Below are 20,803 nucleotides of genomic sequence, written 5' to 3'. Positions count from 1 at the left end.
TCTTCCTGCCTGTCGTCTTGCTTTAGAGCGCTTCGGCGCCCGAGATGATTTCCACCAGCTCGGTCGTGATCGCGGCCTGGCGGGTGCGGTTATACTGGATCGAGAGACGCTTGATCATGTCGCCCGCATTGCGCGTGGCATTGTCCATCGCGTTCATCTGCGCGCCGTAGAAGCCGGCCTGATTTTCCAGCATCGCGCGATAGATCTGGATCGCGACGTTGCGGGGCAGCAACTCGGCGAGGATCGTCTCCTCGTCGGGCTCATATTCCACCGCGGCCGAAGCGGCCGGCGCGGCATCGTTGGCGGGCTGCGAAATCGCCGCCGGGATCAGCTGGACGACCTGGGGAATCTGGACGAGCGCCGACTGGAACTTCGAGAAGATCAGGTGGCAGACGTCGAACTCACCCGCCTCAAACCGCGCGATCAGATCGCGGCCGACATCCAGCGCGTTGGCGAACGCCGCATTCTTCACATGGCTCATGTCGTGATCGTGGACGATCATGCCGGGATAGGTGCGGCGGATGAAGGCGCGGCCCTTGCGGCCGACGAGGTAGAAGCGGACCTTCTTGCCCTGCGCGATCAGTTCGTCCGCCTTGACCTTGGCGGCGCGCACGATGTTCGTGTTGAAGCCGCCGGCGAGGCCGCGCTCGGACGTGGCGACGACGATCAGATGCACGTCATCCTTGCCGGTGCCGGCGAGCAGCTTCGGCGAGTTCGGGCCCACCGTGACCTTCGAGGCGAGGCTCGCCATCACCGCTTCCAGCCGCTCCGCATAAGGGCGGCCGGCGACGGCGGCGTCGGTCGCGCGGCGCAGCTTGGCGGCGGCGACCGTCTTCATGGCGCGCGTGATCTTCTGGGTCGACTTGACCGAGGTGATCCGGACCTTGAGGCTCTTGAGACTAGGCATCTGTTATCCAATTAGCCCGTCCGGACCGAGCCGAACGGGGTTACCCAGCGTCCGTTACGCGAACTGCTTGCCGAACGCTTCCAGCGCGCTCTTGAGCTTCGCCTTCGTATCGTCCGAGAAGTCCTTGGTGTCGCGGATCGTCGCGAGCACTTCGGGCGCATCCGAGCGCAGATAGGTCAGCATCGCCTGCTCGTAGCGGACGACGTCCGAGACGGAGACGCTGTCGATATAGCCGTTGGTGCCCGCGAAGATCGACGCAACCTGCTCCTCCATCGCGAGCGGCGCGAACTGCGACTGCTTGAGCAATTCGGTCAGGCGTGCGCCACGGGCCAGCAGGCGCTGGGTCGAGGCGTCGAGATCGGAGCCGAACTGCGCGAAGGCGGCCATTTCGCGATACTGGGCCAGCTCCAGCTTGATCGAGCCGGCAACCTTCTTCATCGCCTTGGTCTGCGCGGCCGAGCCGACGCGCGACACCGACAGGCCCACGTTGATGGCGGGACGGACGCCCGCGTTGAACAGATCGGTCTCGAGGAAGATCTGGCCGTCGGTGATCGAGATCACGTTGGTGGGAATGTAGGCCGAGACGTCGCCGGCCTGCGTCTCGATGATCGGCAGGGCGGTCAGCGATCCATTGCCATTGTCATCGTTCATCTTCGCGGCGCGCTCGAGCAGGCGGCTGTGAAGATAGAAGACGTCGCCGGGATAGGCTTCGCGGCCCGGCGGGCGGCGCAGCAGCAGCGACATCTGGCGATAGGCGACCGCCTGCTTGGACAGATCGTCATAGACGATGACCGCGTGCATGCCGTTATCGCGGAAATATTCGCCCATCGCGCAGCCGGTGTAAGGCGCGAGGAACTGGAGCGGGGCGGGCTCGGACGCGGTCGCGGCGACGATGATGGAATATTCCATCGCGCCATTTTCTTCCAGCGTGCGGACGAGCTGGGCGACGGTCGAACGCTTCTGGCCGATCGCGACATAGACGCAATAGAGCTTCTTGCTCTCGTCCGTGCCCTGGTGCGCGAGCTTCTGGTTGATGAAGGTATCGATCGCGATGGCCGACTTGCCGGTCTGGCGATCGCCGATGATCAGCTCGCGCTGGCCGCGGCCGACGGGGACGAGCGCGTCGAGCGCCTTCAGACCGGTCTGCACGGGCTCGTGCACCGACTTGCGCGGGATGATGCCGGGCGCCTTGACCTCGACGCGGCTGCGCTGCGCGGTGTTGATCGGGCCCTTGCCGTCGATCGGATTGCCGAGGCCATCGACCACGCGGCCGAGCAGCTCCTTGCCGACAGGGACGTCGACGATCGTGCCGGTGCGCTTGACGACGTCGCCTTCCTTGATCTCGGAATCCGATCCGAAGATCACGACGCCGACATTGTCGGCCTCGAGGTTGAGCGCCATGCCCTGCACGCCGTTCGAGAATTCGACCATCTCGCCGGCCTGGACATTGTCGAGGCCGTGGATGCGGGCGATGCCGTCGCCGACCGACAGCACCGAGCCGACTTCGGAGACCTGCGCCTCCGTGCCGAAGCTCGAGATCTGGTCGCGGATGACCTTCGAGATTTCTGCCGCGCGGATATCCATATTCAGCCTTTCATCGATCTCTTCTGGTGGGGCCTATCAGCCCCGCATCGCGTGAGCGAGCGTGTTCAATTTGGTGCGGATCGAGCCGTCGATCTGGCGCGAGCCGAGACGGACGACGAGCCCGCCGAGAAGCGCGGGATCGGTCTTGAGATCGACCGCGACCTCGCTGCCGACCATGCTCTTGAGGCGCGTCTTCAGCGCGGCGACCTGGCCATCGTCGAGCGGATGCGCGGAGACGACCTCCGCCGAAACCTCGCCCCGTTCGCGCGCGGCGAGCCGGTTGAAGTCGCGAATGATCGCGGGCAGCGCGCCCAGGCGGCGATTGGCCGCGAGCACGCCGAGGAAATTGGTCGTCAGGGAATCGAGGCCCATCGACGCGGCGACCGCACCGATCGCCTTGCCAGCGACGTCGCGGCTGACGAGCGGGCTCGACGTCAGCGCAGCGAAATCGGCCGATTCGGCCAGAGCCTGCTTGACGCCCGCGAGGCTCGCCTCGACCGCCGTCAGCTTGCTGTCGTCGCGGGCGAGCTGAAAGAGCGCGCTCGCATAACGGCCGCTAAGGCTTGCCTGTATGCCGCCGGACTGCTCCACGCGCTTGTCTTCCCCCGATTGTCTGGTGCCCCGGCCAAGGACGGCGGGACCAATGCCAAGCATGCCCGCCAAGGGGCCCGCTGCAGCCGCGCGCCGACTAGCAAAGGGGGGCAGGGGATGCAAGCGACGCGCGCGGCGTCCTCCGGTCAGGGTGCCGTTGCGCGATCGGTTTGACAGCAAGCCACGGGGTGCGGAGGCCGCGGCGCCTTGCTAGGAACATCGCATGGCCGATATCGACGAGAGCGGAGCATGGGCGGCGGTGCTGGCCCGGGATCGCGCCGCCGACGGGCGGTTCGTGACCGGTGTGCTCTCGACCGGCATCTATTGCCGTCCGTCCTGCGCGGCGCGGCATCCGCGGCGCGAGAATGTCCGCTTCTTCGCCGATCCCGCTGCCGCCTGCGCCGCCGGGCTGCGCGCGTGCCTGCGCTGCCGCCCCGACAATGCCGCGGCGGACGAACGCGCGATATCGCGCGCCGTCGCCCTGATCGCGAGCGCCGACGCGCCGCCGTCGCTGGCGGCGATGGCGGCGGCGGGCGGCTACAGCATGCACCATTTCCACCGCCTCTTCCGCCGCGCGACCGGCATTACCCCGGCCGCTTATGCCCGCGGCGTGCGGGCGAGGCGCGCCGAGGCGGCGCTGACGGCGGAGCCCGACGTCACGACCGCGGTCTATGCCGCAGGCTATGCGGCACCCACGCGTTTCTATGCGGATGCGGATCTGCGGCTAGGCATGACCCCCGGCGCCTGGCGGCGTGGCGGCGCGGGCGAGACGATCCGCTGGGCGAGCGTCGCGACCGAATTGGGGCCGCTGTTCGTCGCCGCCACCGAGAGGGGACCGTGCCGCGTCGCGTTCGGAGAAGACGAGGCGGGGCTCAGGACGCTTTTTCCGCAGGCGACGATAGTGCGAGGCGACGATCGGTTCGCGGCGACCGTGGCGCGCGCGGCGGCGGCAGTTGCTGCTGGTGGCGAGCGGCCCGGGATCCCGGTCGCGGTCCTACGCGTCGCGTTTGAGGAAAAGGTGCGCAGCGAACTCGTCCGGTTTCGCTGCGATTCCGCCGAGGCGCGCCGGACCGCCGCCTGACGCGCTCAGCCGGCGTCGCCGTCGTGCGGCGGCGCGAAGATGACGAGTCCCGGCCTGCCCGGCAACTCGCGCCATCCGGCATCGCGCCAGGTCTGCTGGTGGACCGGGTTCAAGTAGAGGATGCGGATCGGCCGCGGATCGGCCTGCCAGGAGGCGGTCGTCGCCGCCGCCACCTCGGTCAGCACGGGCGGATCGAACGGGTTGAACAGGAACAGCACGATCGGCCCGGACGGGAGCCGGAAGCGGGTCGCATCGTCCAGCAGCAGCACGATGCGCGCATCCGATCCGTGCCGCTCGGCGCGCCTCGCGAGATTGGCGAGCGCGATCTCGTGCAACTCGCGCGCGAATTCCACGCCGGTGATCGCTGCAAACGGATGGTCGGTCGCCATCAGCACGGCGCGGCCCTTGCCCGAGCCCAGATCGACGAAGCTGCTGCCCGGGATCGGTATGTCGAGAAGGGCGAGGGCGGCCGCGAAATCGGCGGCCGGCGTCGCGATGTGATTGATGCCGGCGGCGGCGTGCGGGCCGATCACGTCCAGCCCGTAGAGCCGCTGGATGCCGCCCGTATCATATCCTGCGGCATCGAAGCTGCGATCGTCCGCGCGTTTCGACTGGCGATAAGCGCGCCCGTCGGCGCCGAAGCGCGCGCGCAATCTTTCGCCGATGCGCGCAATCCCGCCCGCCGCGATCATGTTCGCCAGGCGCGCCAGGAAGCGGATCGCGCCGGATCGTGCTGAATTGCCCCGCTCGGCCGTCACGCTCACCCCCTGTGCCCAATCAGCGCCTCGGCTTGCACCCATAATGTCAACAAATGTGACGTCCAATTGACCGCGACGCGCCAAAAAGTGCTGGTCACCGAATGTTGACGAGCTTGAGGTTAGGACGCCCTGCATGACGCAGGAACTGCCCCCAGAATTCCATCGCGCGCTGCGCCGATCGGGCGAACCGGATCGACCGGGATCCAGCAGGAGCGCGGGCGTCGTCGGTCTTTCTGCCATGGCAGACGGGACACGGGGCGCGGATGTGCGCCGGTTTCTTCCCGTCAGGCACGTTCGGCAGGCTGTCGGGCACGTCGTCGCCGGTATGCAGCACTGGCGGCTGATGTTGAAGCTCTGGAAGGCGCCCGCGGGCAGCCTGCTGTTCGCAGTCGTGCGCGGCCGTCCGGAAATCTGGGGCATGCTGCAGGCACCGTTCGTCTCCGCCTGGTGGGAGGCGGAGCAGCGATTCGCGCGGATCATCGATCATTGCCGGCTCGCGGACACGCTCGGCCGCCCGTTCAACCTGCTGCCGAACGAATTCGTCGACCTGATCGACCTGCCCGAGCTGGCGGCGGACGTCCGGATCAAGCTGGACGCCCCGCACTGGATGTTGCGCGACGGTCTGCTCGTTCTGAGCCTCTGGGCGGGGGCGGATCGTATCTACTCGCTGGCCTTCATCTTCGCCGAGCAGGATGGCCGGCGTTTCGCGTATGTCGGCGGCGTGCAAGGGCGTCGGGGTCCCTCGTCGCTCGATCGCAACCGGGCGCTGACGAAGGCGGCCTATGGCGTGCGGCCGCCCGATCTCCTGTTCGAGATCTTCCGCTTGCTGTGCCGCGAACTCGGGCTCGCCGAGATCAAGGGCGTCTCCGACGGCAACCGACACCAGCGGAGCGACTATTTCCGCGAGCGCTCCGACTTCGTCGATCCCGTCTATTTCGACTATGACGCCTTCTGGCGCGAGCGGGGCGGCGCTCTGGGAGCGGACGGCTTCTTCGTGCTTCCCCCCGAGGCGCCGGTCCGCGCCGAGGACGACATTCCGAGCCGCAAGCGCTGTCTCTACCGGCATCGCCGCGAGATGATGGCGGCGATCGAGGGACGACTGCGCGAGGCGATGTCCGCTCCGACGGGTATCGCCGTCCAGGAGCATGAGCCGCGCTGGATCTAGCTGCGAAACCGGTCCGTCACAGGAAGCTGTAGGGATCGACATCGACCGCGACGCGCACCCCGCGCGGCCACTCCAGCGGGCCGAGCCAAGCGCGGATCACGTCCTGCACGTCGAGCGAGCGGCGGGCGTGGACCAGCAGGCGCTGGCGGTGGCGCCCGCGCAGCATCGCCAATGGGGCGGGTGCGGGGCCATAGACTTCCATGCCGTCCACGTGCGGCGCGGCCTTGCCGATCGATCGCGCGGTGGCGACGGCCTCGTCGAGATTTTCGGACGATACGATGATGCCGGCGAAGCGCCCGAAGGGCGGGGCGTTGGCCATGCGGCGCGCTTCCGTCTCGGCGGCATAGAAGCTCTCGCGATCGCCCGAGATGAGCGCGCGGATCACCGGGGCGGCGGGCTCATAGGTCTGGACGAGGACGCGGCCCGGTTTCTCGCCGCGACCGGCGCGGCCGGCGACCTGCGCGATCTGCTGGAAGCTGCGCTCGGCGGCGCGCAGGTCCCCGCCCGACAGGCCCAGGTCCGCATCGACGACGCCGACGAGCGTCAGGTTGGGGAAGTGATAACCCTTGGTGACGAGTTGCGTGCCGATGACGATGTCGATCTCGCCCGACTCCATCCGGCCGACGAACTCGGCGGTCTTGGCGGGCGACCAGAGCGTGTCCGAGGTGACGATCGCGGTGCGCGCCTCGGGCAGGATCGCGGCGACCTCGTCGGCGATGCGCTCGACGCCGGGGCCACAGGGAACGAGGCTGTCCTCTTCCTTGCATTCCGGGCAGGCGCGCGGCGGGGGCATGACGTGGCCGCAATGGTGGCAGGCGAGCCGCGCGGTCAGGCGATGCTCGACCATCCACGCGGTGCAGTTCGGGCATTGGAAGCGGTGGCCGCAATGGCGGCACAGCGTGAGCGGGGCATAGCCGCGGCGGTTGAGGAACAGCAAAGACTGCTCGCCGCGCTCGAGCGTCTCGGCGAGCGCCGCGACGAGCGGCGGGCTCAGCCAGCGGCCGCGGTCGGGGCGGTCGTGCGTGAGATCGACCGCGGCGATATCGGGCAGGGTCGCGCCGCCGAAGCGATCGGGGAGGGTCAGTTCCGAATAATGGCCGAGCGCGACCTGGTGGCGCGTTTCGATCGCGGGCGTCGCGGTAGCGAGGATGATCGGCACCTCCTCGAAGCGCGCGCGCATCACCGCGGTGTCGCGCGCGTGATAGGCGACGCCTTCCTCCTGCTTGAAGCTCGTCTCGTGCGCCTCGTCGATGACGATCAGGCCGAGTTGGCGGTAAGGCAGGAACAGGGCCGAGCGTGCGCCGACGACGACCTTGGCCTCGCCGCTGGCGATCGCGCGCCACGCGCGGCGGCGCTGCGACTGGCGGAGGTCCGAATGCCAGGCGACCGGCGCGACGCCGAAGCGCGCGGCGAAGCGCTTCAGGAAGGGCTCGGTCAGCGCGATTTCGGGGAGCAATACGAGAGTCTGGCGATCGGCACGCAGCGCGGCGGCGATCGCCTCGAAATAGACCTCGGTCTTGCCGGAGCCCGTGACGCCGTCGAGCAGCCAGGGCGCGAAGCTCTTCGCCTCGACCGCAGCCACGAGCGTACCGACGGCGTCGGCCTGCGCCTCGCTCAAAGCGGGGTGCGCATGATCGGGATCGGGCAAGGGAAAGGGATCGTCGACACGGACTTCGATGGGCCCGATCGCGCCCGCCTTGACCAGCCCGCGAATGACCGCGTCCGAGACGTCGGCGATCGTCGCCAGTTCGCGGACGAGGCCTTGGCGTTTGTCGATCCGCTCCAGCGCCTGTTCGCGCTGGGGCGTGAGACGTGGCGGCACGTGGCCGGTCGCGCGATATTCGACGATCGTCGGCGCGCCATCGAGCGCGGAGGCCGAGGCGAGCGCCATGCGCAGAACGGCCGCGGGCGGCGCGAGATAATAATCCGCGGTCCATTCGATCAGCCGGCGGAGCGGCGCGGCGAGCGGCGGGAGATCGTAGACTGCGGCGAGCGGGCGCAAGCGATTGTCGCCGACCTCGGCGTCCGATCCCATCCGCTCGGGCTCCCAGACGACGCCGGCGAGTTGGCGCGGGCCGAGGGGGGCGAGGACGATACTGCCGGGCTCGACATGCTGGCCGGGATCGACCCGATAATCGAGCGGCCCGAGCGCGGCATTGAGAAGGAGGACGCGGGCGCGCTTGTTCACAGGCGCTCAGGTAGGCGTTGAGGCGCGAATTGGGAACACGCCAAGCAGGAAGCCCACGTGTCCCGGTGGCCGTTTGGTGGTATCTTCGACGCCGGGTTCCGCGTCGGCAAGGATCGGGGAACCGGCTGCGGCACGTCCGGTGGAGCCTGCGCGCGGCCGATGCGTTTACGAATCGTAATGTCGGGAAAACGGCATGCGGGAAGAGGACGAACCTGATCGCAATCGCGGTGCCCAGGGCATCATGATCGCGCTCGTCCTGGCTTCCTTGCTGTGGCTGGTGATCGCGGTGGTTGCACGGCTGACCTGAGCTCGTTGGCGGGCGGATCCTCCCGATGAATACATGGGAAGGAGCCGGGCTCCTCAGCTCAGCCGTGTGCCCGTGATCGGGAAGCTGCCGAAGAAGCCTGCGCCGACCTTGCCTTCCAGCGTGTCGCCGGTGACCGTCGCCTCGCAATTGAGCGTGATCGGCATCGGCTTGGGGACGCGCATCGGCCAGGCGAGCGTGTTTCCGGTGACATCGCCCTCGACGTCCATCGCCCCGATCCCGCCTTCGGCGCGGCCGGTGAAGCTGGCGCCGCTGGAGGCGACGGTCAGGACGAAGCTCTGATCGCCCATCGGCGAGGCGACCGTGCATTCCCAGCGGCCATCGACGTCGCTCATTACTTTGCTGCTCCTGCGGAGGGGGTGGTGGGTGTGGCGGGCGGTGCGGCGACGTCCTCGATCGGCAGGCCCAAATTTTGCAATTGCGGGCGGACGACCTTCGCATCGCCGACGACGACCCAGACGAGCTTCGCCGGATCGATCGCGGCGCGCGCCGCGGCATCGACCGAGGCGGGCGTCATCGCCCGATATTTGGCGGGGAGCCCGACATAATAGTCGTCGGGCTTGCCGAGCAGGTCCAGCCGCATCAGCGCGCCGAGTAGCGCGCCGCTCGTCTCGAACTGGCCGGGCAGAGACAATGTCGCGCCGCTTACCGCGCGGGCGAGTTCGGGCTGGTTCGTGCCCTGCGCGCCGAGAAAGGCGACGACATCGCCGCGCGCGGCGGCGATCGATTCACCGGTCTTGTCGCTCTGGACGGGAGCGATCAGCAGCAGAGGCATCGCCTGCTTCAGCGCCGAGACCTGCGTGCCCGCATAATACGCCCAATTGCGCGTCTCGCGCAGATCGGTGGTGATCCGCGACGAGGTGCTGCCGCCGAGGATGTCGTTGGCGATATCGAGCGTGTCGTTGTCGTCGCTGCCCTTGAGCGGAGTGATCAGGCCGGCGAGGATCATCGACTGCGGGCTCTGCGGCTTGTCGACGAGGATGATGCGCGGGCGCGGCGCGGGGACGGCGGCGGCGAAATTCTTGACGCCCTTGGGGCCTGCGGGCGGCGCCCATTTGCCGAAACGCGCCTCCAGCATCGGCATCAGTTCGGCGAGCGTCGTGTCGCCGACCGCGAACAGTTTGGCATTGTCGGGGCGCAGCCAGCTATCCTTGAAGGCGACGAGATCGGCGCGCGTGGCGGCGGTGACGCCCGCCTCGTCGCCCGATCCGCTGAATGGCACGCCATAGGGGTGCGCCGCGCCGAACAGGATCGGCGGGAGCGTGCGCATGGCGATGCCCTGCGGCTGCGTCTTCTCTGTCGCGATGCGCGCGAGCAGCCGCGCGCGCTGGCGCTCGATCTCGCCCGGCGCGAGCGCGGGATTGAGCACGACATCGGCGAACAGATCGAGCGAGGCGGCGAGATTGGGGGTGAGCGCGGACAGCGACATGCGCGTCGCATCCATCGTCGAGCTGACGCCAATCCCGGCGCCGAGCCGCTCCTGCTCCTCGGCAATCGCGATCGAATCGCGCGTCGTCGTGCCCTCCTTGAGCAAGGAGAGCAGGAGCGCCTGCGTGCCCAGCTTGGCGCGGTCGTCCGCGGCATTGCCCGCATCGAACTGGAAGGCGACCTGGACGAGCGGGAGACCCGCGCGGCGGGCGAAGGTGACGGGGATGCCGTTCGACAGCGTCGCGCGCTCGATCTTCGGAAAAGCGAGCGAGGTGATCGGTGCGAGCGGGGGCTCGGCGATCTTCGGGGCTGGGGCGGCGGGGGCTGGCGTGGGCGAGGGCGTCCCGGGGGCCGGAGCGCCGCCTTGGGCCGGACTGCGGAAATAGGCCGGGTGGCGGATATTGCCCGCCAGCGCCTGATCGGCGGCGGAGCGTTCGCCGGGGAGGACCATCAGGCGGAAGGCAGGGCGGCCCATCCATTTGCGCGCTACCGCAGTGAGGCCGGCGGGGGTCGCCGACGCGATCTCGCGCAATTCCTTCTGATAATGATCGGGATCGTTCGAATAGACCGCGCCCTCGGCGAGCGTGACCGCCTTGCCGCCGAAGCCGCCGACCTGCTCGAGCCCGCGCACCTGCCCCGCGACGATGCTCGTCGCCGCGCGCTGGACCTCGTCGGCGCTGGGGCCGGTCTTGAGATACTCGGCGAGGATCTCGTCGATACGCCTCGCGACCAGCTTGGGATCGACGCCGGGGCGGACGCTGGCGTTGATCTCCAGCATGCCGACCTTCTCGAACTGCTGGACGCTGGCCGAGACGCTGACCGCGAGCTTCTCCTGGCGGACGAGGATGTTCTGGAGGCGTGAGCTGCCGAGCCCGCCGAGCAGATAAGCGGCGAGCTGGACCTGCGTGCTTTCGGGATCGTTGATGCCGGGCGTCACCCATTCGCGCGAGACCGAGGCGGTCGCGACATGATCGTACATGACCTTGTCGACCGGCGCGGCGAGCGTCGGCACGGGCGCGTCGGGATGGTTAACCGCCGGGCCGGCGGGGAGCGCGCCAAACCATTTCTCCACCTTGGCCTTGGCCTCGGGGAGATCGATGTCGCCGGCGAGGACGAGCACGGCATTGTTCGGCCCGTAATTGTTGCGGAACCAGCTCTTCACATCTTCCAGGCTGGCGCCGTTGAGATCGGCCATCGAACCGATCGTCGAATGGCGATAGGGGTGGCCTTCCGGAAACAGCGCATCGAGCTCGGCATATTGGACGAGGCCGCCGGGCTCGTTCTCGCCCATGCGTTTCTCGTTCTGGACGACGCCGCGTTGCGCATCGAGCCGGGTCTTGTCGATCACCCCGAGCAGATGGCCCATGCGATCGGATTCGAGAAACAGCACGCGATCCAGCGCGCCCTTGGGGACGGTCTCGAAATAATTGGTGCGATCGAACCAGGTCGTGCCGTTCCAGTCGGTCGCGCCCAGGGCCTCCAGCCGCTCGAGGCTGGAGCCGGTCGCATTTTCCGATCCGTAGAACATCAGATGTTCGAACAGATGCGCGAAGCCGGTCTTGCCGACGGGCTCGTCGCGCGAACCGATATGATACCAGACGCTGACCGCGACGAGCGGCACCTTGCGATCGGTGTGAACGATGACGCGCAAGCCGTTCTTGAGCGTGAATTCCTTGTAGGGGATCTTCACCTGCTCGATGAGCGCGGAGATGGGCGCGGCGGGCGCCTGAGCCGAGGGGGACGGGGGCGCGGCGGACAGCGGCGCGAGCATCGTGGCGGCGAGCGCGGAGGCGAGGACGGTGCGCATGGAATGGCCTTCTGGCGGGCGGGAACACGCGGTCCTAGCCGAGCCTATCCGCGCCGCCAAGCGCTTGCCGATCGGGGCGGCGCGCGCCTAGCAGGGGCGCAACACGAAAGGATCATCATGACGGGCAAGGCGATGAAGCGGAGTGCGGCGATCGCCGGGCTATGGGCGATGGCGAGCACGGCGATCGCGGCGCCGCCCGTGTTCACGGCCGAGGCGTTCCGCGCGCATGTCGCCTTCCTGTCGGACGATCTGCTGGAGGGGCGCGACATCGGCAGCCGGGGTCATGAGATCGCCGCGCGCTATGTCGCGAGCCGGTTCGAGGCGCTCGGGCTGCAACCCGCGGGCGATGCGGGCGGCTGGTATCAGCGGATCGGCTTCGCGCAGGCGAAGCGCGGCGCGACCAAGGCGACCCTGTCGGTGACCGGGCCGGCGGGCACGCAGAGCTGGGCGCATCTCGACAATGTCGTCGTCGGGCTCAACCCGGCGATGCCGAAGACGGAGGTGTCCGCGCCGCTCGTGTTCGTCGGCTACGGGCTCGACGTGCCCGGTTTGGGGCTCGACGATTATCGCGGGCTCGACGTGCGCGGCAAGATCGTCGTCATGCTCGCGGGCTTTCCCAAGGGGATCCCGAGCGAGATCGCGGCTTATGCCTCCGACGAGAAGGGCGCGGTCGCCAAGAAGCATGGCGCGATCGGAATCATCTCGGTGGATACGCTGGCGAGCGCCAAGCGGCGGCCTTTCGCGCAGCGGCTCCATTTCGCGGACGGGATGACGGTGACGTGGATCGGCAAGGACGGGGTGCCGTTCAACGACGCGCCGGGGATCAGGCTCTCCGCCTTCGCCAACGGGCCGGCGGCCGAGGCCTTGTTCGCGGGCGGCGCGAAGCCCTGGCCGCGGTGCTGCAGGAAGCCGCGGTGGACGGTGCCAAGCCGAAGGGCTTCGCGCTTCGGACCAGCGCCAAGCTGACGCAGGATGCGGTGGTGACGAGGATCACCAGCCCGAACGTCGTCGCGATCCTGCCGGGCAGCGATCCCAAGCTGAAGGCGGATTATGTCGTCCTCTCGGCGCATCTCGACCATATCGGCATCACCCCCGAGAAGCCGGGAGACAAGCCGGGCACCGACCGGATCAACAATGGCGCGCTCGACAATGCCGCGGGCATCGCGACGATGCTGGAAGTGGCGCGCGCCATGGCCGAGGCGCCCGAGAAACCGCGCCGCTCGGTGATCTTCCTCGCCTCGACCGGCGAGGAGAAAGGCCTGCTCGGCGCGGATTATTATGCGCGCCATCCGACCGTGCCGGCCGCGCATATCGTCGGCAATGTCGATCTCGACATGCCCTTATTGCTGTACAAATTCACTGACGTGATGGCGTTCGGCGCGGACCATTCGACGCTCGGGCCGCTCGTCGCCAAGGCGGTCGCGCCGATGGGCCTGACGCTCTCGCCCGACATGATGCCCGAGGAGACGATCTTCGTGCGATCGGACCATTATATGTTCGTGCGACAGGGCGTGCCCGCGGTGTTCTTCGCGACGGGCTTCGCCAATGGCGGCGACAAGGCGTGGCCCAAATTCCTCGGCGGCAATTATCACCATCCGGGCGACGACATGAGCCAGCCGATCGACTGGGCCTCGGGCGCGCGCTTCGCGGAGGCCAATTGGCGGATCACGGAAGCGATGGCGGACGGGGATGCGGCGCCGATGTGGAACAAGGGCGATTTCTTCGGCGATCTGTTCGCGCCGAAGGCGGTGAAGGCGGGACGATAGCAAGCGGACGGCGGCTCGGGCCGGCGTCCGCTACGGTCGATCGTACCAGCTGTCCGGCTTCGGGATGCCGGATCGATCGATCGGTCCGCGCCGCTTGCGGACGATCGCGAAGGCGGCTCCGCTCAGCAGGATCGCGATCGCCAGATGCAGCGGCCCGAAACTGACCGGGAAGGCGAGCCCGAACCCGTCGAGAAAGGGCATGCCCAGCAGCACGAAGACGATCGTCAGGCAGACCCCAACGACCACCGCGACCGGCAGCGCGACCCACCACCGCCAGGTCGCCGGTATGGCGACCGCAACGCCGAGAATGAGCAGTGCCACCGCGAACGCCGTCAGCAGATTGCTGCCGAGATCGAACAGGAATTCGTCGAGGATCAGTTTGGGATCGGGCACAGGCAACGTTCCTTGGCGCCATGGTTCGGCTCAGGCGCCGACTGGAGCCGAAGGGCATCCGATGCAAGACCGTGGGCGGTCGAGCTTGCCGCTTGCCGTTCCCTCGAGGCGGATCGCTTCCTCCCCCTCCGGCCGGCCGCGCCGGCCACCTCCCCCTGGCGGGGGAGGATGATATGGTCGGCCGCCTTCCGCGCCAATAATCTCCGGCAAAGGCTTGTGTGACATAATCGCCACACTATCTCGCGGGGGATCAAGGAGTTTCCATGAACCTCGAAAAGCTGACCGAACGATCCAAGGGTTTCCTGCAGGCCGCGCAGACCGTCGCGATCCGGATGAACCACCAGCAGATCACCCCCGAACATCTGCTGAAAGCGCTGCTGGAAGACGAGCAGGGCATGGCGTCCGGCTTGATCAAGGCGGCGGGCGGTGATGCGCCGGCCGCGTTGCGGGGCGTCGATGCGGCGCTCGCCAAGATCCCGGCCGTGTCCGGCGGCGGGGCGCAACAGACGCCGGGCATGACCAACGATCTCGTCCGCGTGATCGACCAGGCCGAGCAGGTCGCGACCAAGGCGGGCGACAGCTATGTCACGGTCGAGCGGATGCTGCTCGCGCTGGCTTTGTCGCTCAACACGGCGGCGGGCAAGGCGCTGCAGGCGGCGGGGGTGAAGGCGGAAGCGATCAACGCCGCGATCAACGCGCTGCGTGGCGGGCGGACGGCGGACACGGCCTCGGCCGAGGATCGCTACGACGCGCTCAAGAAGTTCGCGCGCGACCTGACCGCAGCGGCGCGCGACGGCAAGCTGGATCCGGTGATCGGCCGCGATGAGGAGATCCGCCGCACGATCCAGATCCTCGCCCGGCGCACCAAGAACAATCCCGTGCTGATCGGCGAGCCCGGCACCGGCAAGACCGCGATCGCCGAAGGCCTCGCGCTGCGCATCGCCAATGGCGACGTGCCGGACGGCCTCAAGGATCGCAAATTGATGGCGCTCGACATGGGCAGCCTGATCGCGGGCGCCAAATATCGCGGCGAATTCGAGGAGCGGCTGAAGGGCGTGCTCGACGAGGTCAAGCAGGCCGACGGGCATATCGTGCTGTTCATCGACGAGATGCACACGCTCGTCGGCGCGGGCAAATCCGAAGGCGCGATGGATGCGGGCAATCTGCTCAAGCCCGCGCTCGCGCGCGGCGAGCTGCACTGCATCGGCGCGACGACGCTCGACGAGTATCGGAAGTATGTCGAGAAGGACCCCGCGCTCCAGCGGCGCTTCCAGCCCGTGTTCGTCGGCGAGCCGACCGTCGAGGATACGATCTCGATCCTGCGCGGCCTGAAGGACAAATATGAGCTGCACCACGGCGTGCGGATCACCGATGGCGCGCTGGTCGCGGCGGCGACTTTGTCGAACCGCTACATCACCGATCGCTTCCTGCCGGACAAGGCGATCGACCTGATGGACGAGGCCGCCTCGCGCCTGCGGATGGAGGTGGAGAGCAAGCCCGAGGAGATCGAGGGGCTCGACCGGCGGATCATCCGCCTGAAGATCGAGCGCGAGGCCTTGTCGAAGGAGACCGACCAGGCCTCGAAGGATCGGCTCGCCGCGCTCGAATATGATCTGGCACAGCTCGAGCAGGAGAGCGCCGGGCTGACCGCGCGCTGGCAGGCCGAGAAGGACAAGATCAACGCCGAGGCGAAGATTAAGGAGCAGCTCGACGCCGCGCGGATCGCGCTTGATCAGGCGCAGCGCTCGGGCGATCTCGCGCGCGCCGGCGAGCTTTCCTACGGGACGATCCCGGCGCTGGAGAAGCGGCTGGCCGAGGCCGAAGTGTCGTCCGAAGGCGCGATGCTGCGCGAGGAGGTGACGGGCGAGGATATCGCCGGCGTCGTCGCGCGCTGGACCGGGATCCCCGTCGAGCGGATGCTGCAGGGCGAGCGCGAGAAGCTCATCCGGATGGAGGAGGTGATCGGCAAGCGCGTGATCGGGCAGGCCGATGCGGTCGCCGCGGTGTCACGCGCGGTGCGGCGCGCGCGCGCCGGGCTGCAGGATCCGAACCGGCCTTTGGGCTCGTTCCTGTTTCTCGGGCCGACGGGCGTCGGCAAGACCGAGCTGACCAAGGCGCTGGCCGGCTTCCTGTTCGACGACGACAGCGCGATGGTCCGCATCGACATGAGCGAGTTCATGGAGAAGCACGCCGTCGCTCGCCTGATCGGCGCGCCGCCGGGCTATGTCGGCTACGAGGAAGGCGGCGTTCTTACCGAAGCGGTTCGCAGGCGCCCCTATCAGGTCGTTCTCTTCGACGAGGTCGAGAAGGCGCATCCGGACGTGTTCAATATCCTGCTGCAGGTGCTGGACGACGGGCGGCTGACCGACGGGCAGGGGCGGACGGTGGACTTCACCAACACGCTCATCATCCTGACCTCCAATCTGGGGAGCCAGTATCTGGCGAACCTGCCCGAGGACGGCACGACCGAAAGCGTCGAGCCGCAGGTGATGGAGGTGGTGCGTTCGCACTTCCGGCCGGAATTCCTGAACCGGCTCGACGAGATCATCCTGTTCCACCGGCTGGGCCAGAGCCACATGGGGCCGATCGTCGACATCCAGATCGGGCGCGTCCAGAAATTGCTGAAGGATCGCAAGATCGCGCTGAGCCTGACGGACGGCGCGCGCGAGTGGCTGGGGCGGGTCGGCTACGATCCGGTCTATGGCGCGCGGCCGCTGAAGCGCGCGGTGCAGAAATATCTGCAGGATCCGCTCGCCGATGCGCTGCTGAAGGGCGAGGTGCCGGACGGATCCGTCGTTAATGTCGACGGCGCGGACGGGCGGCTGGATCTGCAGGTGGTCTGATCGCGACGAGCGGAGCGGTGTCCCGCTCCGCTCGTGCCTCAGCGCACCCTTATGCCGCGATAGGAGCGGCCGCCGACCGACAGGAAATAATTGCCGAGCGCGCCCTGGCGGATGCGGATCTTGTCGCCGGCGCGGGGCGGGAACGCCATCGGGTCGGTCGTCCGCCACAAGGCATCGGGATTGTCGGCGAGGCGGATCTCGATATGTCCGCCTTCGCCTGTTCGCGCCGAGGCGACGGTCGTGTTGATCTCGGCGAATTCCTCGGCGGGATCCTCCCTGCCGCCACCGCCGCCGAACAGATCGAGCTTGGGCAGGGTGAAGCCGAATAGCGATCGCTTGGCCTCGCGTACGTCGGCCTTGTCGACGATCGTGACCTCCCTGGATTTGACCGCCTGCTCGAAGCTGTCGAACGTCTTCTCGAAACAGGCAAGCCGGGCGGCCGCGTCCCCCGTCGTCCGGCAATTCGCGAAATCGCGCAGCACGCGGTCCGACGAGTTCGGCCCCGCCGCCACCGCGGCACCGGCGCAACACAGGATCGCGCCGAGCGCGATCGGCAGAGCCATTTTCATCCCTGAATCCTTCCCCGGCAAAGAGGAGCGACGGCTAGGACGGGACGCGCGCATCGGCAAGGTTGCCGAGTGTGGCAGCCATGTAACATGTGACCGGAATATTGCAGCCGCGAACGTCGGATGATTGGCGGAGCGGGTCTTTTGAGATTAGCCATACTGTCATGTGACGGCCCGCCGGGTCGAACACTGACACGTCGAATTGGAGCGGCCAAGCCCAAGGGCGGTCGCTAAAGGGGACCAATATGACCACCAACCGTTACCGTAAGAGCCTGCTCGCGACGACCCTGATGGTCGGCGCAGCGACCATCGCCAGCCCTGCCTTCGCGCAGGTCGGCACCTCCGCAGACGCGCCGCCCGCCGAAGCACCTCAGGAAATCGTCGTGACCGGCTCGCTGGTCCGCAATCCGAACCTTGTTTCTTCGTCGCCTGTGACCGTCATCGGCGCGGCCGAAATCGGCCTGCGCCAGTCGAACACCGCCGAGCAGCTCGTGCGCGATCTGCCGGGCGTGACGCCGAGCATCGGCTCCGCCGTGAACAACGGCAACGGCGGCGCATCGTTCGTCGATCTTCGCGGCCTCGGCAACTTCCGCAACCTCGTCCTGCTGGACGGCAACCGCATCGTGCCGTCGAGCGCGACGGGCCGGACCGATCTCAACAACATTCCGCTGGCGCTCGTCGAGCGTACGGACGTGCTGACCGGTGGCGCCGCCACGACCTACGGCGCAGACGCCGTGTCGGGCGTGCTGAACTTCATCACCCGCCAGGATTTCTCGGGCTTCGAGGCGAACGCCTCCGAGCAGCTGACCCAGCGCGGCGACGGCAATGTCGCGCGCGTCGATCTGACGGTCGGCGCGAACTTCGACGACGGCAAGGGCAACGCCGTGCTGTCGATCGGCTACCAGAAGGCCAAGCCGGTCTATCAGGGCGCGCGCAGCTTCTCGCAGAACCAGTACACATCGACCTCGGGCTTCTCGGGCGGTTCGGGCACGACGACGCCGTCGCGCTTCACCACGGGCGGCGCCGGCTTCTCCGTGATCGATCAGGGAACGGGCGCTGTCCGCGCCTATCGCTCGCGCGGCACGGCGACGACGCCTTCGGATGCGTTCAACTTCGCGCCCTACAACATCTTCCAGACGCCGTTTAAGCGCTTCAACATCTATGGCGCCGGTCATTACGACGTCGCCGACGGCATCCAGCTCTACACGCGCGGCATGTTCTCGAAGAACACCGTGAACACGATCATCGCTCCGTCTGGTATCTTCGGCGCGACCGTCCAGATCCCGCTGAGCAATCCCTATCTCACGCCCGCGCTGCGGACATCGTTCTGCAACGGCTTCGATTTCGATCCGACCACGGCAGGCGTCCAAGGCCTGACGGCCGCGCAGTGCGCCGCGGCTGCCACCGCGACGAGCCCGACCAATCCGGACGGCACGGCAAACCCGAACTTCCGGACCGTCAGCCCCGTCATCGGGCGTCGTACGGTTGAGGTCGGCCCGCGCGTTTCCGAATATGTCACGCAGGTGTTCGATTATCGCGCCGGCGCAAAGTTCGACATCACGGACAGCCTGAACCTCGACATCAACGGTTCGTACGGCGAATCCGAGAATCGTCAGACCCAGTCGGGTTACGTGCTCCTGTCGCGCGTCCGCTCGGCGGCCTACGCCACGAACACCACGAGCTGCCTGAGCGGCGCCACCGGCGGTGCTCCGCTGACGGCGAGCACGGGCTGCGTTCCGGTCAATCTGTTCGGGCCGACCGGCTCGATCGCCGCGAACCAGATCCCGTATCTCACGGGCAATTCTTTCTCGTTCCAGAAGGCGTCGCTCGCTCAGGCCCGTGCGCTGCTGACCGGCGATTTCGGCGTGACCAGCCCGATGGCCGCGGAGCCGATCAGCTTCGCGCTCGGTTCGGAGTATCGCAAGTATACGGCGTCGCAGTCGGCGGACTCGCTTTCGCAGACCGCGGGCGAGCTGGGCGGTGCCGGTGGCGCAATCACTAACTTCAACGGCTCCTATGACGTCGTCGAAGGTTATGGCGAAGTCATCGCTCCGCTGATCGCCGACCGGCCCTTCTTCAAGAGCCTGACGGTCGAAGGCGGCATCCGTTATTCGAGCTACAAGGTGGAAGCGCCGACGAGCCCGAGCTTCAAGACGACGACCTACAAGGCGGGCGGTAGCTGGGAGCCGTTCGAGGGCCTCAAGCTGCGCGGCAATTATCAGCGCGCGGTTCGTGCCCCGAACATCACCGAGCTGTTCGCACCGGCCGTCGTCGGCCTGACCAATCTTGGCTATGATCCCTGCGCCGGGGCGGCCCCGACTACCAATGCCAATCTGCGCGCGGTCTGCCTTGCGCAGGGTGCGCCGGCCAGCTCGATCGGCCAGATCCTGACGCCGACCGCGGCGCAGGCTGCCGCGACGACCGCGGGCAGTCTGCTGCTCCGCCCTGAGAAGTCGGACTCCTACACCGTGGGTCTCGTCATTCAGCCCCGGAGCCTGATCCCCGGTTTGTCGATCACGGTCGATTACTACCACATCAAGATCAAGCAGGCGATTTCGCAGCCTACGCCTGATGATGCGATCAACCTGTGCTTCGGTAATCGTACCGGTGCCGGCATCGCAGCTTCCGCCGCCACGAACCCGCTCTGCACCGCGATCCGGCGTAATCCGGTCACCGGTGGTCTCGACGGCGATCCGGCAACCACGGGCGGCCTGAACTTCATCTCGTCGAACGCCGGGACGATCCTGACCGACGGTATCGATTTCGGCTTCAACTATCGCCGCGATCTGGGCTTCACCAAGCTCGATATCGGCCTGCAGGGCAATTATACCCGCCGTGCAGAGTTCCAGGCGACGCCGGTCTCGATCGTTCGCGACTGCGTCGGTCTCTACAGCACGAGCTGCGGTTCGCCCGGTTCGGCGGGTCCGAGCTCGGCTGCCGGTTCGCTCCAGCCGAAGTTCACGTTCAACCAGCGCACGACGCTCAGCTTCGGTCCGCTCGATGTCTCGCTTCTGTGGCGCCACATCAGCCCGATGAACGTCGAGCCCGGCAACACGACCTTCTCCGGCACGATCTCGGGCAACGCGACGTCCAACGGCGCTCTCGCCGGCGGCACGTATGACTTCGGCCACATCAAGGGTTACAATTACTTCGACCTGTCCTTCCGGGCCGACGTGACCGAAAACCTCGATCTGACGCTGACGGTCGCCAACCTGCTCGACAAGGATCCGCCGATCGTCGGTGCCACGATCGGTTCGACCTCGTTCAACAGCGGCAACACCTATCCGTCGACCTACGACGCGCTGGGCCGCCGCATCCTGGTCGGTGCACGCCTCAAGTTCTAAGGCGCGCTCCTTCGGGAGACTATCGGAAGGGGGTGGGCTTCGGCCCGCCCCCTTTTT

16 protein-coding genes are annotated in these 20,803 nt (G+C 67.5%); 6 read left to right on the top strand and 10 right to left on the bottom strand.

Going from position 1 to position 20,803, the window contains the following annotated elements; all coding sequences use genetic code 11:
* Positions 1 to 22 precede the first annotated feature (22 nt).
* From Q4F19_RS02860 to Q4F19_RS02850, 3 genes are read right to left on the bottom strand one after another with little or no spacing between them, the layout of a single operon-like run.
* Positions 23 to 907 carry a F0F1 ATP synthase subunit gamma gene (locus tag Q4F19_RS02860; RefSeq protein ID WP_303539625.1) on the bottom strand — a complete coding sequence of 295 codons (885 nt, stop codon included), beginning with the start codon at positions 905 to 907 and terminating at the stop codon, positions 23 to 25.
* Positions 908 to 961: 54 nt separating this feature from the next.
* Positions 962 to 2,491 carry a F0F1 ATP synthase subunit alpha gene (gene atpA / locus Q4F19_RS02855; protein ID WP_303539624.1) on the bottom strand — a complete coding sequence of 510 codons (1,530 nt, stop codon included), beginning with the start codon at positions 2,489 to 2,491 and terminating at the stop codon, positions 962 to 964.
* A 36-nt stretch (positions 2,492 to 2,527) separates the two neighbouring features.
* Positions 2,528 to 3,082: a F0F1 ATP synthase subunit delta gene (locus Q4F19_RS02850; protein WP_303539623.1), complete on the bottom strand. Its 555-nt coding sequence runs from the start codon at positions 3,080 to 3,082 to the stop codon at positions 2,528 to 2,530.
* A 223-nt stretch (positions 3,083 to 3,305) separates the two neighbouring features.
* On the opposite strand from Q4F19_RS02850, the gene Q4F19_RS02845 reads away from it, so the two are divergent.
* Positions 3,306 to 4,163, top strand: coding sequence for a bifunctional transcriptional activator/DNA repair enzyme AdaA (locus tag Q4F19_RS02845; RefSeq protein WP_303539622.1), 858 nt, complete (start codon positions 3,306 to 3,308; stop codon positions 4,161 to 4,163).
* 5 nt (positions 4,164 to 4,168) lie between these two features.
* Here the strand turns inward: Q4F19_RS02845 and Q4F19_RS02840 are convergent, their stop codons facing one another.
* Positions 4,169 to 4,927 (bottom strand): class I SAM-dependent methyltransferase, encoded by a 759-nt coding sequence (locus Q4F19_RS02840; protein ID WP_303539621.1) that lies wholly within the window; start codon positions 4,925 to 4,927, stop codon positions 4,169 to 4,171.
* An 88-nt stretch (positions 4,928 to 5,015) separates the two neighbouring features.
* Complete coding sequence (locus Q4F19_RS02835; RefSeq protein WP_303539620.1) at positions 5,016 to 5,255, bottom strand: hypothetical protein; 240 nt, start codon at positions 5,253 to 5,255, stop codon at positions 5,016 to 5,018.
* Positions 5,256 to 5,264: 9 nt separating this feature from the next.
* On the opposite strand from Q4F19_RS02835, the gene Q4F19_RS02830 reads away from it, so the two are divergent.
* Positions 5,265 to 6,086: a DUF535 family protein gene (locus Q4F19_RS02830; RefSeq protein ID WP_303539618.1), complete on the top strand. Its 822-nt coding sequence runs from the start codon at positions 5,265 to 5,267 to the stop codon at positions 6,084 to 6,086.
* Between the two features lie 16 nt (positions 6,087 to 6,102).
* Here the strand turns inward: Q4F19_RS02830 and Q4F19_RS02825 are convergent, their stop codons facing one another.
* The 3 genes from Q4F19_RS02825 to Q4F19_RS02815 form a co-directional block, all read right to left on the bottom strand.
* On the bottom strand, positions 6,103 to 8,274 hold the full coding sequence (locus tag Q4F19_RS02825; protein WP_303539617.1) for a primosomal protein N': 2,172 nt from the start codon (positions 8,272 to 8,274) through the stop codon (positions 6,103 to 6,105).
* Positions 8,275 to 8,634: 360 nt separating this feature from the next.
* Positions 8,635 to 8,934: a hypothetical protein gene (locus tag Q4F19_RS02820; protein ID WP_303539615.1), complete on the bottom strand. Its 300-nt coding sequence runs from the start codon at positions 8,932 to 8,934 to the stop codon at positions 8,635 to 8,637.
* Positions 8,934 to 11,834 carry a M16 family metallopeptidase gene (locus Q4F19_RS02815; protein WP_303539614.1) on the bottom strand — a complete coding sequence of 967 codons (2,901 nt, stop codon included), beginning with the start codon at positions 11,832 to 11,834 and terminating at the stop codon, positions 8,934 to 8,936. Before Q4F19_RS02815 ends, Q4F19_RS02820 begins: the two co-directional genes overlap by 1 nt.
* 117 nt (positions 11,835 to 11,951) lie before the next feature.
* On the opposite strand from Q4F19_RS02815, the gene Q4F19_RS21380 reads away from it, so the two are divergent.
* Complete coding sequence (locus Q4F19_RS21380) at positions 11,952 to 12,800, top strand: PA domain-containing protein (protein ID WP_341850149.1); 849 nt, start codon at positions 11,952 to 11,954, stop codon at positions 12,798 to 12,800.
* On the top strand, positions 12,749 to 13,600 hold the full coding sequence (locus Q4F19_RS21375; RefSeq protein ID WP_341850148.1) for a M20/M25/M40 family metallo-hydrolase: 852 nt from the start codon (positions 12,749 to 12,751) through the stop codon (positions 13,598 to 13,600). The genes Q4F19_RS21380 and Q4F19_RS21375 overlap by 52 nt, the downstream gene beginning before the upstream one ends.
* A 30-nt stretch (positions 13,601 to 13,630) precedes the next feature.
* Here the strand turns inward: Q4F19_RS21375 and Q4F19_RS02805 are convergent, their stop codons facing one another.
* Complete coding sequence (locus Q4F19_RS02805; RefSeq protein ID WP_303539613.1) at positions 13,631 to 13,993, bottom strand: hypothetical protein; 363 nt, start codon at positions 13,991 to 13,993, stop codon at positions 13,631 to 13,633.
* Positions 13,994 to 14,256: 263 nt separating this feature from the next.
* Here Q4F19_RS02805 and clpB point away from each other — a divergent pair, with 263 nt between their 5' ends.
* Complete coding sequence (gene clpB, locus Q4F19_RS02800; RefSeq protein WP_303539612.1) at positions 14,257 to 16,836, top strand: ATP-dependent chaperone ClpB; 2,580 nt, start codon at positions 14,257 to 14,259, stop codon at positions 16,834 to 16,836.
* A gap of 38 nt (positions 16,837 to 16,874) precedes the next feature.
* On the opposite strand, the gene Q4F19_RS02795 is transcribed toward clpB, so the two are convergent.
* The gene (locus Q4F19_RS02795) at positions 16,875 to 17,405 is read right to left on the bottom strand and encodes a hypothetical protein (protein ID WP_303539611.1); all 531 of its coding nucleotides are present in this window, start codon (positions 17,403 to 17,405) and stop codon (positions 16,875 to 16,877) included.
* A 242-nt stretch (positions 17,406 to 17,647) separates the two neighbouring features.
* Between Q4F19_RS02795 and Q4F19_RS02790 the strand changes: the two genes are divergently transcribed.
* Positions 17,648 to 20,746, top strand: coding sequence for a TonB-dependent receptor domain-containing protein (locus Q4F19_RS02790; RefSeq protein WP_303539610.1), 3,099 nt, complete (start codon positions 17,648 to 17,650; stop codon positions 20,744 to 20,746).
* Positions 20,747 to 20,803: the final 57 nt, after the last annotated feature.

This window comes from Sphingomonas natans, from assembly GCF_030546695.1.
GTDB lineage: Bacteria > Pseudomonadota > Alphaproteobacteria > Sphingomonadales > Sphingomonadaceae > Sphingomonas_I > Sphingomonas_I natans.
Note: the sequence above shows the minus strand (reverse complement) of the source record. Positions and strands in the feature narration are given on the sequence as shown.